Origin of the sequence: Cesiribacter sp. SM1, assembly GCF_020178975.1 — a bacterium.
GTDB lineage: Bacteria > Bacteroidota > Bacteroidia > Cytophagales > Cyclobacteriaceae > Cesiribacter.
In genome coordinates, this window is the sequence record NZ_JAHXBU010000093.1 from 191,712 (window position 1) to 208,027 (window position 16,316).

A 16,316-nucleotide genomic window follows, 5' to 3' on the forward strand; every position below is an offset into this window, starting at 1 on the left:
AACTGTTTCAGTTTCACTGAAAAGAAAACATATTAATGTTCACTAGCCCGAATATTTATTTTTATCAGGCCTTATGAAAAAACTTATTCTACTGCTGCTGGCAGTACTGGTAATACCACAGGCATTTGCCCAATCCAATAAGAATTCTTCAGCTGCAAACCGGGTTAAAACAGCCAATGGTGTGGTAGAAGGTGTTACTGAAAAAAGCGGTATCCGCTCCTTTAAAGGTATTCCTTTTGCACAGCCACCTGTAGGAGAGCTGCGCTGGCGGGAACCGCAGCCTCCAAAAAACTGGCAGGGGGTGCTTAAAGCCGATAAGTTTGGCCCAAGGGCCATGCAGCGCCCTATCTTTGGCGATATGAATTTCCGCTCCAATGGCATGAGCGAAGACTGCCTCTATCTGAATGTATGGACACCGGCCAAATCTGGCCAGGAGCGCCTGCCCGTGCTGGTATACTTTTACGGCGGTGGCTTTATGGCAGGCGATGGCTCCGAACCACGCTACGATGGGGAAAGCATGGCCCAAAAAGGTATTGTGGCCCTCACTATTAACTACCGGCTGGGGGTATTTGGCTTTATGGCCCATCCGGAGCTTACCAAAGAATCGCCGCATAATGCATCGGGTAACTACGGGCTGATGGATCAGCAGGCAGCCCTGCAATGGGTGCAGCAGAACATTGCAGCCTTTGGAGGCGACCCCAGCCGGGTAACCATTGCCGGCGAGTCGGCCGGTTCTTATTCCGTAAGCGCCCAGATGGCCTCTCCTTTGTCAAGAGACATGATTGCCGGTGCTATTGCTGAAAGTGGTTCCTTGCTCTCGCTGCAGCCCATCACACCACTTGCCCAGGCCGAGGAGTATGGTGTTAAATTTGCAGGCATTGTTGGGGCTAACTCCCTGGCAGCCCTGCGTGCCATGCCAGCAGAGCAACTTTTGGAGGCTACTGCCAAACCAGAAACTCCCAGGTTTTCGGCTATCCTGGATGGTTACTTCTTCCCCAGTGCGCCGGTAGAAATCTTCAAGAGGGGAGAGCAGGCAAAGGTGCCCCTGCTGGCAGGCTGGAATTCAGAAGAAATGAGTTACCGGGCCCTGCTGGGACAGGATGCTCCAACACCGGAGAACTACCGCAAAACCGTACAAAAACTGTATGGTGAGCGGGCCGAAGAGGTGCTGAAGCTATATCCGGGAACGACTGAAGCGGAAGTGCTGCAATCGGCTACTGATCTGGCAGGCGACCGTTTTATTGGCTACAGCACCTGGAAGTTGATTGACGTACATGCCACTACCAGCAATCAGCCGGTGTACCGCTACTACTACACCCGCCCCCGGCCAGCCATGCGGGCAGAGATGGGCGATGCTGCACCTGGCCTGGCAGGTGGTGTGGTAAAAAGTTCAGATAAGAATGCAGTGAAGGTGCCACCTGCACAGGGCGCCGTACACTCGGCAGAAATTGAATATGCCATGGGTAACCTTTCTACCAACACCGTTTTTGCCTGGACACCCGAAGACTATAAAGTATCGGAGATCATGCAAAATTATTTTGCCAACTTCATTAAAACGGGTAATCCCAATGGTGCGGGTTTGCCAAAATGGCCGGCGGTTAATGGCGAAGAGGGTGCACAGCTAATGCAAATAGATGTAGAAAGCGGGGCAAAGCCCGATCAAAACCGGCCCCGCTACCTGATCCTGGAACAGCTAAGCAGAAATCCTTAGGAATCAGATCTAATCTGGAAGGGTAATAAACTTCCGGATGGGTTATTAATCCTGCCAGAAGTGAGTCTTTTGGCAGGATTAATGTTTTTTTGGTCCCTTCAAACATTACCTTCCTTTGTTAACCGCCGCTGTAAATCTGCAGATCATAAGCTGGCAGCAGTAATTTCATCTTACCGGGCAAACTTCATAAAGTCAGGCGATCGTAATGGCAAAGAGCTGCCGCACTGGCCTGCTTATAAAAGCAGCGAAAAACAGGTTATGGTTTTTGATAAGAAGCCGGAGGCCAAACCCACAACAGATGGTGCAGCCTTAGATTTCCTCAGTACCCAAATCCAATAGGGATTATGTAATCTTGCTTTGCTGTTCATTTTTTGCATAGGGCTGTCAATGAAGTTTTATCTGCTATTGATGGAGCAACTATACTACTGCTCAATTCTGCCTGAATTTAAAATTTTGTGATTTAAATAATGTGTAGAACATTACATTGTGGGAGTATTATAAGGCTTGTGGCTTATTTTACCATGCTGTATATTTCCGGAATGAATCCATTTGAAGACTTCCTCAAAACAGTAAGAGAAGGTGCTGCGAGGAAATTGGAGGCGCAAATCAGCCTGCCCTCCGATCTTATCGATCCGGCAAATGCACTTTCGGCAAAGTTCTATACCAGCGTACCTACAGCATCTCTTCTTGTGTACCTGCAGCGTGCAGAAGAAAAGGAAGATTACATGCTTTGTACCCTTATTCAGGCCGAGCTGGCTAGTCGCAAATAATATAACAGCTAATATTTTGGTGTAGCTTACCAAACAGGCTGAAGGCGAAGGGCTTTTAGCCCCACATCCTGCCCTGATGCCTGTTTGTAAAAGGCACAGCAGGGGAAGCACCACCCGTTTCTTTGTTGTGGCTGGTGCTTCCTCCCATACCTGTATGATAATCCGTGGCTAAAACGCTTCCATAAATGGCAATGATGGGCCATTGTGCCTGATAAGCACCTAAAAGCTGCGTTGCAGCAATAAAAAAGGCCATTAACTAATAGCTGACAGCAGTGTCTGTGCCGGCTTTAGCAGGAACTGTGCTGGTGGTAGGATCAATGGTGGCTTTCACTTGTGATATGCTGTTTGCCGGGAACCCCCCTTTTTGAGCATGTTCCAGTATGGTGTCTTCATCTTCTGCTATGTGCACACAGTAAATCTTGTTTTCTGTTACAAAAGACTCTACCCAGTGGTATGGCTTGCCCAGGTTATTTACCACATCGCAGGAGGCCTGCGCAATAGCCCTAAGCTCATCCTGCGAAAGATTTCCAACACCAGGAATTTCTCTTTCAATGATAAATTTTTTCATGATCGTTGTTCTTTAGGTGAAAAATATACTTTGAGTTGATGCTCTGATGGAGAGGGAATGCCTACACATGGCACTATGGTCTGGAAGGATAGAAGTACATATTTTCCATGGCGGCAAAGGCAGCGTTTAAAAAGTAGGTGTGTGTCCCGGATGAACAATCCTGGTTTAGGGTGTGCGATTCAGCATACTTAAAACATGCTGCAAAAAAAGTCTGGCCTTCTACTGTTTATGAATGTAGTTCAGGTTAAATCCTAAACCACCTGATAAGGGGCTTTCTGTGCTGTGAACAGTTAAAAGTTAATGATTTAGTTGCTGAAGTTTACAGCATGTGAAACATTATTTTTTCTAGAACTTAGGCTGATTCGGTAAAACAGCCTGTTTCTGACTGCTCATGGAGCATTCATTCATCAGCTTTTTTTTCCGTTGCCCTGCCATATTTTGATGCTTACATAAATAGGGCAGAAATTCCATTTAAAAGCTGTGACTTCCTGCCTCCAAAAGCATCTAATTAATAAGAAACACAGCTTGATCAACCTCTTTAGTGTAGCTGAACTGCATTTCATTACTGTCGCTGAAGGGTACTCAAGGGCTGTGAGATAACAGACATTCACAGGACGTCCGATGCCCTGAATTTTAAAGGGCCCCTTCTGCATTACTCCTGGATGCGGATGGTTTAGGAACACTAATCAAAAAAGATAAGACCGTTAGCGGGTGCTGCAAAGCTGAGGCATAAAGTATGCCTTACCAGAATTCCTGTGCTATAACAATAGCAGGAGCTTCTGCAGAACCTCAACATGCAGGTGATTTTCAACTATCGGTCTGTAACTCTTCGGGATTTTGCCTTTGTGCAGTAATGGCAAAATCCAGAAACGTGCTGATGCAGGGCAGAAGGTGCCGGAAAATCAGCTCCAAACTTATAAATCTGTTCTAACAAACCATTTAAAAATCTTAAATCATGAAAAAAGTTAGCTTATCGCTGTTAGTTATATTGATGATAACTGGTACTGCCGTAGCGCAGCAAACAGCAAGTCAGAAACCTGTTTACCAGAAAGTAGAAGCGAGTGCTCCGCAGGCGGTGCTGGATGCCGTGGAAAGGCACAATAAGGGCTTTGAATTCAAGAGTAAAAAAAGAGCTGTGCTTGCTAAAAAATTAGAAACGAAAGAAAGCTATGTGGCCGATGTTAAAAGCAGGTCCCTGGACAAAAAATCACACGCTTTCAAGAGAACCCTGTACAAAGCCGATGGATCTGTTATTTCTTACAGGGAAGAACTGCTGAATCATGCCTTGCCCAAGCCTGTGCTTCGTACTATTGGCAAAGAGTACAATGGCTGGTTATTGGTGAGAACCAGGACCGTAACAGAAGAGCGGGGAGATGCGCGTAAAGTTTTTTATACTGCTGTGCTTAAGAATGGAAGTAAAAAAGAGCGCATAATGCTTAATGAAACCGGGCAGATTGTGAAAAGCAAAAGAGAGCTGAAGGAAGATGCCAGGCGGACACCTAGAATAGTTGTGATGAAATGATCCGGATAAAGAAGAGGAACGGGACTTTCACTGAGCTCCGGAAAGGCTGCACTACTGCAGTTTTCCGGAGCTCTATTGAGTTGAGGTCTGGCGTTTAGTGGCGTATTTTAATCTCCCCAGGAGCAGGACTTTTTTTGTAACGCACATCAACGCCAGATTCAGCTGTATGTCCTGCAACCTTACTGGCAAATCATTTCAGGTTAAGCTGTTTTTATATAAGATATCAAACTGCAGCTATGTGATAACTTAGCTGCTCAGCTGCCGGTAGACTGGTCCAGCAGTTGTGCCAGCCTTTCTTTAGAGCGCTTCAGACGCATTTTAATGGCACTCGCAGAGAGGGAGTATATATCCTGAAGCTCTCTGATGGACTTATTTTTGCAGTACTTTGCAATGAGCAGGCTTTGATCTTCCTTGCTCATCTGTTTAAGGTAAATACTTAAATTCTTCTCCAGCGAACCCAAAAGAAACTGTGTTTCCTGCTCAGGTTCGTCAATGCATATGTGCATTCCTTCCTCCAGCGAAACAGACTGATGTTGTTTTTCCTTTCTGAGGTGCTCCAGGCAGTGGTTGGTGGCTATGGAATAGAGCCAGGTAGAAAAGGAGGCCTGCAACTGGAAGAGCGGCAACTTTTCAATGGCTTTCAAAAGAACATCCTGCGCCAGGTCATCGGCTGTAGCCTTATCTTTTACAATAGACAAGCACCTGTAGGCAACCTTGGGATAGTAGCGTGTGTAAAGCTTGCTCAGAGAACTTTGGTCGCCCTGTACAGCAGCAGCTATCAGAACTCCTTCCTTTGTGGTATGGAGATTCTTGTTACTCATAAAAAATGCCGAGTTATGAGTGTGTGTTTAGCACTTGCTTTCTGCTTACTGTTAAACGTATAGGCAGAGGAGATAAAAAGAGTGGCAAGTGAGCCTCTGTGTATAAAAATAGTGCTCATAGTAGAACTGTATCCTAACAATCATGCTGCTAATATCAGCTTTACAGAATATTTCTACTTACCGTTTATGTAATTGTGCGCCAGGTTCTTGTAATAACAAAAGCAAAGTTTGCTGAGGATGCATGAGGTGGCCTGGGATCAGGCCTCAAAGCGGTGCCTAATATAGATTATTTCAATTTGACTTCTCTTGAGATTAGAACGCCCGGGGAGGCAATAAACTATATTGAGCTACTTAGCCCTGGGCACATACATACAGAAAAGTAAAGCACTGGCTTTCAAACTGCAGCGATGCCAGTCGTTGAATCAAATCCTGTACTTTTTCTACCATGTCTTTCTAAAGGTAATCAGTATAGCTTTTTTAGAACATCCTGCCCGATGGCTAACCTGTACTAGCTACAACGCTGTTTGAACTGCAATTTCAAATAAAGTTAACACCCAAAAGTCCACTCATTAAAAAGGGTAGCTTAACTTAGCCGCATGCAACATTTTGTGACTTTTATATTTTGTCTGCTGTGGGCTTTTTCTGCCTTTGCCCAGGCTGATACCACGCAGCGGGTTATTTACGGAAGAAAGAACAGTCATGTACAAGAAGAGAAGCCTTATGTCATCATGATTTCGGCAGATGGTTTCAGGCATGATTATGCTGAAAAGTATGGAGCTCATACTCTTTTAAGCCTTAGCGAACAGGGAGTACAGACCGAATCAATGATACCATCTTTCCCTTCTAAAACCTTTCCGAACCATTATACCCTTGTTACGGGGCTCTATCCGGCACATCACGGGCTGGTAAGTAATAATTTTTATGACAGACAGCGGCAGGAGTTTTATTCCATTGCCCAAAGAGACAAGGTTCAGGATGGCAGCTGGTATGGTGGAGTTCCTCTGTGGGTTCTGGCAGAACAGCAACAAATGCTTACAGCAAGCTACTACTGGGTTGGTTCAGAAGCTGCAATCAAAGGCATACATCCTACCTACTATTATAGATACAGCGATAAAATTCCAGTTGACCGGCGCATTCAAACGGTAGTTGACTGGCTTAATCTGCCAAAAGACCGCCGCCCTCATTTTATTTCCTTCTACTTTCCGGAAGTAGATTATGCAGGACATCGATTCGGGCCAAATGCTAAAGAAACCAAAGATGCTGTTCTATATATAGATCACTGGACAAAAAAACTTACCGAAGCAGTTGCCACAACAGGACTTCCCGTCAACTTTATTTTTGTATCAGACCATGGCATGACAGAAGTAGACACACAAAATACTTTAACTGTTCCCGTTGAGATTAACCCGTCAAAGTTCACTTTGGTAGAAGGCGATGTAATGGTAGAGCTTCATGCCAAAGACAAAAAAGATATTCGGAAGATGTATGAAGAGCTGAAGAAGAAGGAAGAAGGTTTTGTAACCTATTTGAAATCTGAGGTGCCGTATCACCTTCATTACGGAGCAAAGAACGATTCTCTGAACCGCATCGGAGATATAGTGCTTTTAGCAAAGCATCCTAAGATCTTCAATTTTTCCGGCAACACACCCCTTCCCGGACACCACGGCTACGATCCTGTGGCTGTTAAAGACATGAATACAGTCTTTTATGCCTGGGGCCCGGCTTTTCGGCAAGCGCAGAAGATTGCTTCTTTCGAAAACATTCATGTTTATTCTTTGGTGACAAAACTGCTTGGCCTGCCTTTTTCTCATCATATAGACGGTACCTCCAGACTTGCAGAACTCATACTGAAGCAAGAAGAAAATAAACTTCAGAAGCAGGAATAAATCTTTATTAACAGAAACCAGAAGCAGGGCTGGCCTGCTTAAGTTTGATCTCTTTCTGAAGACAACATGAGCTGTGCTGGCTATTGGCGAGCATACAGCTGGCTTTCATCACATTCCTTTAAAGGAAAATTCTCAAGACAAACAGCCCAATTTTCCATTCTTCTTGCAAAATTATTACCTGAATTTATATAGATTTTATATATGTAAATATAAATAATATCAATCGGATCTATTGAGGTGTTTGATGATTCAAGCAGTAATATTGTGCTCACATCTCAATTATTAAAATTCAGCCAAATGAAAAAGGTAACCGCATTCTACCTGCTGCTGGTTCTTGTTGTTTTGACTCCTGCTTGCCAGGACATCAAAGCAAAGGAAGAAGTTGCAGCGTTTGATGGAAGTTCCGGAGCAACAAAGAAGAGCCAGTTGAACATGAATGCTACCAGCAACATTGACTGGTGGCCAAACAAGCTAAACCTTAGCATCCTTCGACAGAATTCTTCCCTATCCGATCCGATGGATAAGGATTTCAATTACATTGAAGCCTTCAATAGTGTTAATTACGATTCATTAAAAAGTGATATTCGCAAAGTGCTGACCAATTCGCAGGAATGGTGGCCTGCTGATTATGGTCATTATGGTGGATTGTTCATCAGAATGGCCTGGCACAGTGCCGGTACGTATCGTTCTGCAGACGGACGTGGAGGTTCCAGGGCCGGACAGCAGCGTTTTGCCCCACTCAACAGCTGGCCCGATAATGCCAACCTCGATAAAGCCAGACGCCTGCTATGGCCTGTAAAGCAAAAGTACGGCAACAAGATTTCATGGGCAGACCTGATGGTTCTTACGGGCAACGTAGCCCTGGAAGATATGGGTTTCAGAACCTTTGGTTTTGCCGGCGGCAGAGAAGACATTTGGGAGCCTGAAGTAGATGTATACTGGGGTTCTGAAAAAGAATGGTTAGGTAATAAAGAGCGTTATTCCAAAGACGGTGAGCTTGAACTGCCTCTTGCTGCAGTGCAACTGGGATTGATTTATGTAAACCCCGAAGGGCCAAACGGAAACCCTGATCCACTTCTTGCGGCTAAAGATATTCGTATATCGTTCGGCCGCATGGGGATGAATGATGAAGAAACGATCGCATTGATCGCCGGTGGTCATACACTGGGAAAAGCCCACGGAGCCGGAGATGCCTCAAAGGTTGGTCGGGAGCCTGAAGCTGCAGGCATCGAAGAGCAGGGATTGGGTTGGAAGAGCTCTTATAAATCAGGTAAAGGGGCCGATGCTATCACTTCCGGCCTGGAAGGTGCCTGGACCTCCACACCTACAAAATGGAGCCACCTGTACTTCTTCAACCTGTTCGAGCACGAATGGGTGTTGACAAAAAGTCCTGCAGGAGCGCACCAGTGGGAGCCAAAAGAAGCCAAAATGATGGTGCCTGATGCCTTTGATAAGGATAAAATGCACAAACCGATGATGTTCACCACAGACCTGGCACTCATCAAGGATCCGGAGTTTAGAAAGATATCTGAGAAGTTCTACAAAAACCCTGCCTTGTTCGATGAGGCATTTGCCCGTGCATGGTTCAAACTTACGCACAGGGATATGGGGCCGAAAACTACTTACTTAGGTCCTGAAGCGCCTAAGGAAGACCTGATATGGCAGGACCCTATTCCGGCGGTGAATCATGAACTGATCAATGCAAAGGATATTGAAAGCCTGAAATCAAAATTATTGAACTCAGGGCTGACGATTAGCGAAATGGTATCTACCGCCTGGGCATCAGCCTCTACTTATCGCGAATCAGACAGGAGAGGTGGCGCAAATGGTGCAAGAATACGACTGGCTCCTCAAAAAGACTGGGAGGTAAATAACCCGGAACAGCTGAAGAAAGTCCTGGCCGTTTACGAGCAGATCCAGAGTGAGTTCAATAAAAACGCCGGACCGAAGAAAGTATCCATGGCTGACTTGATTGTGCTTGCAGGAGATGCCGCGGTTGAAAAAGCAGCAGCCAATGCAGGTTACCCTGTTAAAATACCTTTCATACCGGGACGTATGGATGCGCTTCAGGAGCAAACCGATGTTGAATCCTTTGCGCTGCTTGAGCCAATGGCGGATGGCTTCAGAAACTATCTGAAAACAAAGTATACACTTTCAACAGAAGAGCTTCTTGTAGATAAAGCGCAGCTTCTTTCGCTTACCGTTCCTGAAATGAGTGTTTTAGTAGGAGGTATGCGTGCCCTCAATGCCAATTACAACGGATCTAAGCACGGTATCTTTACCGATAAAAAAGATCAGCTTACAAATGACTTCTTTGCCAACCTGCTTGATATGAGTACCGAATGGAAAGTAGCTTCAGATGATAAAGAGTTGTTTGAAGGCTATGACAGGAAAACAGGCAAACTGAAATATACAGCAACCCGTGCTGACCTGATCTTTGGTTCTAACTCAGAGTTAAGGGCACTGGCCGAAGTTTATGGCAGTGAAGATGCTAAAGAAAAATTTGTGAAAGATTTCGCTGCTGCCTGGGATAAGGTAATGAAGCTTGACAGGTTCGACCTGGTTTACCCTCAAGGCAATGTCTTGGCTCAAGGAAAAAAGTAGAATGAATTAAACTTTTGATACAGTCAGAAGAGGCTGTATCAAAAGTTTGATATTAATTTTTGATAGCAGATATGCTTTTGCATTTACTTCCAATGTTTTAAACAAAGAAGAATCAGATACTGTGTTAACAGCTTTAAAAAGGCGATAAATTAAATATTTGTCGCCTTTTTTCTTTTGATGAAAAGAAAATCCTGTTGCCAGTCAAGTCGCTTGTTCCATGAAAACTGGACAGCCTATTCCGGAGAATCTCAACCACGATCAGCTTTGGCTTAATGAACGCCTCTACGAAGCAGCATGATTTTATTGATAATGGCTAAGGGTGTATTTTAAATTCCGCATAAATTCCTCCCTCTAGGGCAACTTTAGGATCAATCGGTAAATCTACGCCTGATGCTACCCCCTCCCCAACTTTTCAGTTTGATCCGGGACTGCTAGAAAAAATCAGAAATAAACAACAAAAAAGCCCTTCAGTTTTACCTAAAGGGCTTTACTAGTAGCGGGAGCAGAACTATTACCTATCTATACTGCCCGAACATATCCTTACCTAGAATAGTCATTTAAGCTCTGTATAGCCACTTTTCACTATTACCTGAACATGGCTTGTTCGGGTATCTAAAGAAAATCTATAAACGGTTTTATAAACGCTTTTTATTTTTGTAAATTAAGGTAAGGATTTCTAACACCTTGATTTACAAGCCATGGCAACCGTAAATTTTTACCTCAGAGACCCCAAAGCAAAAAACAAATCCGCCATTTTGTTGCAGTTCAATGCAGGCAAGCCTATCCTGCTTTCTACCGGCAGAAGCATTCCCCCAAAATATTGGAGATCTAATAAGCAGGAAGTACATGGAAGCTATCCCGGAGGCGTGGACATTAACCTGTACCTGGCCGGGCTACGCAAGAGCTGTCTAAATGCCTATGAGTGCATGTTGGAATCGAGTAATCTAGTAAGTATCTCCGATATCGAGGCAAAACTCAAGGATGTGATTAATGGGAAAAAGCCTACTGCAGTGCCGGACCTGCTCACCAACTATGATGAGTTTCTAAAAGAAAAGGCGAGCCAGCTAAAGCCGCTGACGGTAAAAAAATACAACACACTGCGAAAGCTACTGGTAGCATATGCTGATGAGCATAATTTAAAGTTAACACTTGACCAGATCAATCGTAAGTTTGACCTGGCATTCCGGCACTACCTAACAGAAGAAAAGAAGCAGTCTAATAACACTGTTAGCAAGTATTACGACTGCTTAAAGGTATTTATGGCCTGGGCGCGAAAGCAGGGCTTACATGCGGGGACAGATTACAAGGAGTTTGCTGCACCGCGCTCCAAGAAAGATGTTATTTTCCTGACAGAGCCAGAGCTTATGCTGCTATATAATAAGGAGGAGCTGTCGGAGCGTCTGGTAAAGATTAGGGATACTTTCTGTTTTCAGTGTTTTACAGGCCAGCGTTTCAGCGATGTTTGCGCCCTAAAGTGGTCTGATATAAAGGAAACACCGGATGGGCAGGAGTGGCACCTATACCAGATCAAAGGAAATAAGCCAAAGAAGGTGGTGGTACCTCTTATGCCACCGGCAATGGTACTACTGGAGCGGTACCGCAACAATACTTCGTCATCTAATCAGAAGGTGTTTCCTACTATTAGCAATGTCAAAACTAACGAATACATAAAGGAGCTTTGTGAAAAAGCAGGTATCAAGGAAATCACGACGACAGTGCATTACAGCGGCAAACAACGTAAGACCAGAACTGAACCGAAACACAAGTTCATCAGTACTCATACAGCCCGTCGCACCTTTGTAACACTTTCCTTGGAAAAGGGTATGAATCCAGAAACTATTATGGAAGTCACCGGCCATGAAGACTACCGTACAATGAAACAATACCTAAAGATAACCGATAAGCTGAAACGAGCAGAGATGAATAAGGCATGGAACACATATACTTCAACTGAATCATGATTAAATATGAAAGATTGCAAGAGCTAAAGGCAGACTATTTATTAACAGCAAATACTTTCGATGCCTACTTCAGTGGCCAAGATCACTTGTATGAAAATTTGAAGGTTGCTTCCCATTCGAAATTTCTAGAAGCCTTTAGTATCGAGTTTTGGGAAAATGTTCACAACATTAATCTAAATATTAACAGCTACTTACCAGAGATTTATTACAATGGCATAGCGTATCCATATTCACTCTTACAGAACATTCATGAAAGATATAAGGAGAAGATTGCAAAAGTCCGGAATAAGAGATGGTTGTTAATTGAACACATGGCCCCTTTAGCTGTGGTTGCTGAAGAGATTATAGGTGTTGCCCGAGGAAGAGGAATCTATCTAACTCCATTACGTAATATTAAAAGAAGTGATTATGATCTCATAGGAATATACAAAGCTCTAACTATTCAGAATGTGCTTCAAAATTCAAATAGCCAAGGCAATTCTGAGGATTTAAAATTTACTAGTTATTTATCAGAAGATGGAAAGAAAGCCTACCCGATAATCAAGAAACTGTACAAAGGGGTAAGGCCTAGGATAATGGCACAGGCTCTTTATGCTATGAAGGATCTTGGATTATTAGATATTGAATTATCAACCCTTCACAATCAAACGGAATTCACCAATAGTATCTGCAGTAGCTTTGGTAAAATGTCACGACAAAGCTTATTTGAACAGTTAGGGAAGTATGGTGCTCCAACAAAAGAAGAGGAGCTGAAAATTCAGAAACAAAAAGAGAGAATCAAATCAGATGTAGAAAATTCAAATCCTACACTTTTCCTACCGTAGGTTAATTGTCGGGTTTGCAGGTTTTTTCCTCCACTAATTGGCTATATAATTTAATCTATAGCCATGTTAGATAATCCATTTGCAGTATTAGAAAGGAGGCTTAATCGCATTGAAAGCCTCATTACCTCATTAGGGCAAGAACTGCAGAGCCAGCAAAAAGAAGAGGTATTAGAAGTTGAAGATGTGTGTCGAATGTTTGGAGTATCCCGCACCACGGTTTATGAATGGCGGCGCTCTGGCAAAGTCCCTAGTTATCATCGAGGCCGTAGGGTATATTTTAAAAAGTCGGAACTGCTGCGCTTCAGGAAGGACGAAATAGAGGCGCAAGAAAAAGGGGGTGAGATATGAACCACCATATCCATGCCCCCATCAATTCCTCTGGTAGTCCTACTAAAGATAACAAAATCCAGCCAAATTTTGAAGCATCTGATAAGATGCTGGAACAGTTGAGAAGTTTAGCAGACTTGGCGGGAAAAGACCAGCCAACGAGGCATGAGGAGCTGCTTGAGACGTTGCTTCAGCAGATAGAGCCTATTGATTTCAGAGACGTTGCTGGCCTTGGAGAAGAGGATAAAATAACCAGAAAGCATTACCAGGTAATTACCATCGAGCAAATCCTCAAACTGGCAGCAAAGAGTAGCTGGGGACTTTGCCGGCACAACGAAGCGGTGTACCTCTACAATGGATGCTACTGGAGTATGATTGAAGAGGAGCTGCTAAAAAGCTTTCTGGGAAAGGCTGGTGAGAAAATGGGCATGGATAAATTTCAGGCCCGGCATTATATGGAAAAGGATGCTTTGGTAAAGCAATTTTTTGCCTCGGCCTATTTGCCAGCCCCTCTTATTTCAGATGGCAAGGTTTTAGTGAATCTCCAGAACGGCACCTACGAAATTACAGCGGAAGGTAACAAATTGCGGCCTTTTGCAGCAGCTGACTTCCTGATATATCAACTGCCCTTTGCCTATAACTCGTCAGCTAAAGCTCCCAAGTTTCAAGCATATATGGACCAGGTTCTGCCTGATAAGGCCTTACAGGATATTCTTGCAGAATTTCTGGGATATGTGTTTATCCCGACGGGTGTTCTCAAGCTGGAGAAGGTACTTCTGCTCTATGGAAGCGGAGCCAATGGCAAGTCTGTCTTTTTTGAAATTGTCAGTGCCCTGCTTGGTGATGAGAATATCTCAAGTTATTCATTACAAAGCCTGACGAATGATAATGGCTACTTTAGAGCAAAGCTAGCAAATAAGCTGGTAAACTACGCCAGTGAAATTAATGGAAAGCTGGAGACCAGTATCTTCAAACAATTGGCATCTGGTGAGCCTGTAGAGGCTCGTCTGCCCTATGGCCAGCCATTTATGCTCACCAGGTATGCAAAGCTGGTATTTAATTGCAATGAACTGCCCAAGGAGGTGGAGCATACCAATGCTTTCTATCGTAGGTTTCTGATAATCCCCTTTGAAGCAACCATACCAGAGGCAGAGCAGGACAAGGACCTGGCGAAGAAGATAATTGAGGACGAACTATCGGGCGTTTTTAACTGGGCACTCAAGGGCCTGCAGCGCTTGCTTACCAATAAAACATTCACCCATAGCGATGTTGTGGTTCGGCAATTAGCAGACTACCGGAAGCAGGGCGACAGTGTTCAAATGTTTCTGGAGGAGCAGCAGTATGTTAAAAGCTCGTCATCTTATACGCTCATCAAAGGATTATATGCCGAGTATAGGCAGTACTGTGTTGAAGATGGCTATCATCCAGTCAGCAAAGTTAATTTCCGTAAGAGGCTTGAAAGCGCAGGGATATCTGTAAACAAGCATAATGTTGGCAATGTAGCCTACCTGGAAATAGCTAGGAATAAGTAATGCTTTGCACTTTCACTTTTTGCACCTTTTTCACTGGCGTTTTTCCGGGGTGCAAAAAATGAAAAAAGTGCATGTCAGAAACAAACTTAAATTTCACCAGATGTACCGCTATTGTCTAGAGCCTTACAAAGGTATGAGCAGCCGATACCGTTGTCCCCAGTGTGGTAAAGCAAAGGTTTTCACCAGGTACATAGATACCCAAACGGGGGAGCATTTGTCTATCAGGTATGGAAAATGCGAGAGAGTAAATAAGTGTGGCTACTGGCTTAACCCATACAAGGATGGGTTTGTCAATAAGGGAGACACTGAAATTGGAATTCAGAAGTATCCTAATAAGTCTCGACTGCCAGATTTGCAACAAGGCTTAGCTCCTTCCACTGTTCCGGACGAGGTATTTCTAAAGAGCAGACAATCGTATGACCATAACTGCTTTGTCGAGTATCTGCGGACCTTATTCAGTAATGATGTAGTGAGGGAGCTAATCGCCAGTTATCATATAGGCACATCAAAGCATTGGCCTGGAGCGACAGTATTCTGGCAGATAGACGGGCTTGGGCAAATCCGTTCAGGGAAAATAATGCTGTACTGTGCCAGGAACGGGCATAGGGTCAAGTCACCTTACAATCACATCACCTGGGCGCATAAGGTCTGTAAACTGGAGCATTTTAGATTGGAGCAATGTCTTTTCGGGGAGCATCTTTTACCCTTGCATCCTTTAAAGCCCGTTGCTATAGTAGAGAGTGAGAAGACTGCCATCATTGCAAGTGCATACCTGCCAGATTTCATTTGGCTGGCAGTTGGGAGTCTCAATAATCTTAGTGAGAAAAGGTGTTTGCCACTAGCTGGAAGAAAAGCATTTCTATTCCCCGATTTGGGAGCATATCATGCCTGGGCAGAGAAGGCTGCTAAGCTTAGCGATATCTGCCACTTTGCGGTTTCCGACATATTGGAAAGGATTGCAACGGAGCAGGACAGAAAAGATGGTCTGGACATAGCAGACTATTTAATACGATACCCCTTACAGCAATTTCAACGTAAGGGGGAAAGGGCATCAGTAGTAAAATTCCGACGAAGTGTAAACTAGTGGCAGGTGGTAATTAATGGGCATGGGTACCTTGCCTCCTGGGACACAGATTAAGATGATTTGGCTGATTCTAGCTGTTTTAGCCTTTCCCTAACAAAAGAAATTGCAAACACTCTTCTCTAGAAATTTAGGTTAAAATTGTTCGCAAATGGGACGATACTCCACATCTCCAATTCTGTACGATGAAGTTCGTACTATTTCCATTACCAATCTTAAAAAGTGGGGGTACTTAGAGCCTGACCACTGGAAAAGAGGCGCCTTATCTTGGGGGCAGGGAGGGAAAGTAACCAGCAGTATCAGTATAATAGTAGATACAACTGAGAGCATTCCTACTATTATCCTAAGCTATACATCCGCTGGCAGACCAATCAACTATGAAGTGCAGTTGGTTTCTGTGCCTTCCAACTTGGGGGTAGGAGAGCTCTGGTATTTCCGGTGCCCCAAAACAGGGAAGCGATGCAGAAAACTCTATTATATTGGTGGATATTTTCTGCACCGTTTGGCATTTCAGGGCTGCATGTATGAGCGGCAAACGTACTCCAAAGCATACCGGGATTTTGGGAAAGTCCACGGCATTACTTTAGATGATAAATTTATGAAGCTTTACAATGAGTCAAAGAAACCTTACTACAAGGCCTATTACAAGGGAAAGCCAACAAAGCGTTATGAAAGGCTTATAAGGCTTGGTAAGGAATAATTTCATGCT

The 16,316-nt window shown here is 44.1% G+C and carries 16 protein-coding genes; 12 read left to right on the top strand and 4 right to left on the bottom strand.

Translation table 11 applies throughout. From position 1 onward, the window contains the following. Nucleotides 1-73 precede the first annotated feature (73 nt). The 3 genes from KWJ01_RS22655 to KWJ01_RS22665 all read left to right on the top strand — a co-directional run bounded on the left by KWJ01_RS22655 (nt 74) and on the right by KWJ01_RS22665 (nt 2,481). Nucleotides 74-1,711 carry a carboxylesterase/lipase family protein gene (locus KWJ01_RS22655; protein ID WP_224999410.1) on the top strand — a complete coding sequence of 546 codons (1,638 nt, stop codon included), beginning with the start codon at nt 74-76 and terminating at the stop codon, nt 1,709-1,711. 81 nt (nt 1,712-1,792) lie between these two features. Further along, nucleotides 1,793-2,050, top strand: coding sequence for a carboxylesterase family protein (locus tag KWJ01_RS22660; protein WP_224999411.1), 258 nt, complete (start codon nt 1,793-1,795; stop codon nt 2,048-2,050). A 182-nt stretch (nt 2,051-2,232) separates the two neighbouring features. Further along, nucleotides 2,233-2,481, top strand: coding sequence for a hypothetical protein (locus KWJ01_RS22665; protein WP_224999412.1), 249 nt, complete (start codon nt 2,233-2,235; stop codon nt 2,479-2,481). 55 nt (nt 2,482-2,536) lie between these two features. Here KWJ01_RS22665 and KWJ01_RS22670 read toward each other — a convergent pair whose 3' ends face one another. Together KWJ01_RS22670 and KWJ01_RS22675 are read right to left on the bottom strand one after the other, a co-directional pair. Further along, nucleotides 2,537-2,734, bottom strand: a complete 198-nt coding sequence (locus KWJ01_RS22670) for a hypothetical protein (protein WP_224999413.1) — start codon at nt 2,732-2,734, stop codon at nt 2,537-2,539. Nucleotides 2,735-2,737: 3 nt separating this feature from the next. Then, nucleotides 2,738-3,049, bottom strand: a complete 312-nt coding sequence (locus KWJ01_RS22675; protein ID WP_224999414.1) for a DUF4242 domain-containing protein — start codon at nt 3,047-3,049, stop codon at nt 2,738-2,740. Between the two features lie 955 nt (nt 3,050-4,004). Between KWJ01_RS22675 and KWJ01_RS22680 the strand changes: the two genes are divergently transcribed. After that, complete coding sequence (locus KWJ01_RS22680) at nt 4,005-4,571, top strand: hypothetical protein (RefSeq protein ID WP_224999415.1); 567 nt, start codon at nt 4,005-4,007, stop codon at nt 4,569-4,571. A gap of 254 nt (nt 4,572-4,825) precedes the next feature. Here the strand turns inward: KWJ01_RS22680 and KWJ01_RS22685 are convergent, their stop codons facing one another. Next, nucleotides 4,826-5,392, bottom strand: a complete 567-nt coding sequence (locus KWJ01_RS22685) for an RNA polymerase sigma factor (RefSeq protein ID WP_224999416.1) — start codon at nt 5,390-5,392, stop codon at nt 4,826-4,828. Between the two features lie 596 nt (nt 5,393-5,988). Here KWJ01_RS22685 and KWJ01_RS22690 point away from each other — a divergent pair. Continuing rightward, the gene (locus KWJ01_RS22690; RefSeq protein WP_224999417.1) at nt 5,989-7,278 is read left to right on the top strand and encodes an ectonucleotide pyrophosphatase/phosphodiesterase; all 1,290 of its coding nucleotides are present in this window, start codon (nt 5,989-5,991) and stop codon (nt 7,276-7,278) included. 80 nt (nt 7,279-7,358) lie between these two features. On the opposite strand, the gene KWJ01_RS22695 is transcribed toward KWJ01_RS22690, so the two are convergent. Further along, complete coding sequence (locus KWJ01_RS22695; protein WP_224999418.1) at nt 7,359-7,550, bottom strand: hypothetical protein; 192 nt, start codon at nt 7,548-7,550, stop codon at nt 7,359-7,361. Between the two features lie 25 nt (nt 7,551-7,575). Between KWJ01_RS22695 and katG the strand changes: the two genes are divergently transcribed. The 7 genes from katG to KWJ01_RS22730 all read left to right on the top strand — a co-directional run bounded on the left by katG (nt 7,576) and on the right by KWJ01_RS22730 (nt 16,307). Continuing rightward, entirely contained in the window at nt 7,576-9,882 is a 2,307-nt protein-coding gene (katG, locus tag KWJ01_RS22700) for a catalase/peroxidase HPI (protein WP_224999419.1), read from the top strand. A gap of 698 nt (nt 9,883-10,580) precedes the next feature. Further along, nucleotides 10,581-11,843, top strand: a complete 1,263-nt coding sequence (locus KWJ01_RS22705) for a site-specific integrase (protein WP_224999420.1) — start codon at nt 10,581-10,583, stop codon at nt 11,841-11,843. Continuing rightward, the gene (locus KWJ01_RS22710; RefSeq protein ID WP_224999421.1) at nt 11,840-12,667 is read left to right on the top strand and encodes a hypothetical protein; all 828 of its coding nucleotides are present in this window, start codon (nt 11,840-11,842) and stop codon (nt 12,665-12,667) included. The genes KWJ01_RS22705 and KWJ01_RS22710 overlap by 4 nt, the downstream gene beginning before the upstream one ends. A 63-nt stretch (nt 12,668-12,730) precedes the next feature. Then, nucleotides 12,731-13,015 (top strand): helix-turn-helix domain-containing protein, encoded by a 285-nt coding sequence (locus KWJ01_RS22715; RefSeq protein ID WP_224999422.1) that lies wholly within the window; start codon nt 12,731-12,733, stop codon nt 13,013-13,015. Beyond that, the gene (locus KWJ01_RS22720; protein WP_224999423.1) at nt 13,012-14,526 is read left to right on the top strand and encodes a phage/plasmid primase, P4 family; all 1,515 of its coding nucleotides are present in this window, start codon (nt 13,012-13,014) and stop codon (nt 14,524-14,526) included. The genes KWJ01_RS22715 and KWJ01_RS22720 overlap by 4 nt, the downstream gene beginning before the upstream one ends. Nucleotides 14,527-14,626: 100 nt before the next feature. Continuing rightward, the gene (locus KWJ01_RS22725) at nt 14,627-15,610 is read left to right on the top strand and encodes a DUF6371 domain-containing protein (RefSeq protein WP_224999712.1); all 984 of its coding nucleotides are present in this window, start codon (nt 14,627-14,629) and stop codon (nt 15,608-15,610) included. A gap of 148 nt (nt 15,611-15,758) precedes the next feature. Beyond that, nucleotides 15,759-16,307: a hypothetical protein gene (locus tag KWJ01_RS22730; protein WP_224999424.1), complete on the top strand. Its 549-nt coding sequence runs from the start codon at nt 15,759-15,761 to the stop codon at nt 16,305-16,307. The last annotated feature ends 9 nt before the right edge of the window (nt 16,308-16,316 follow it).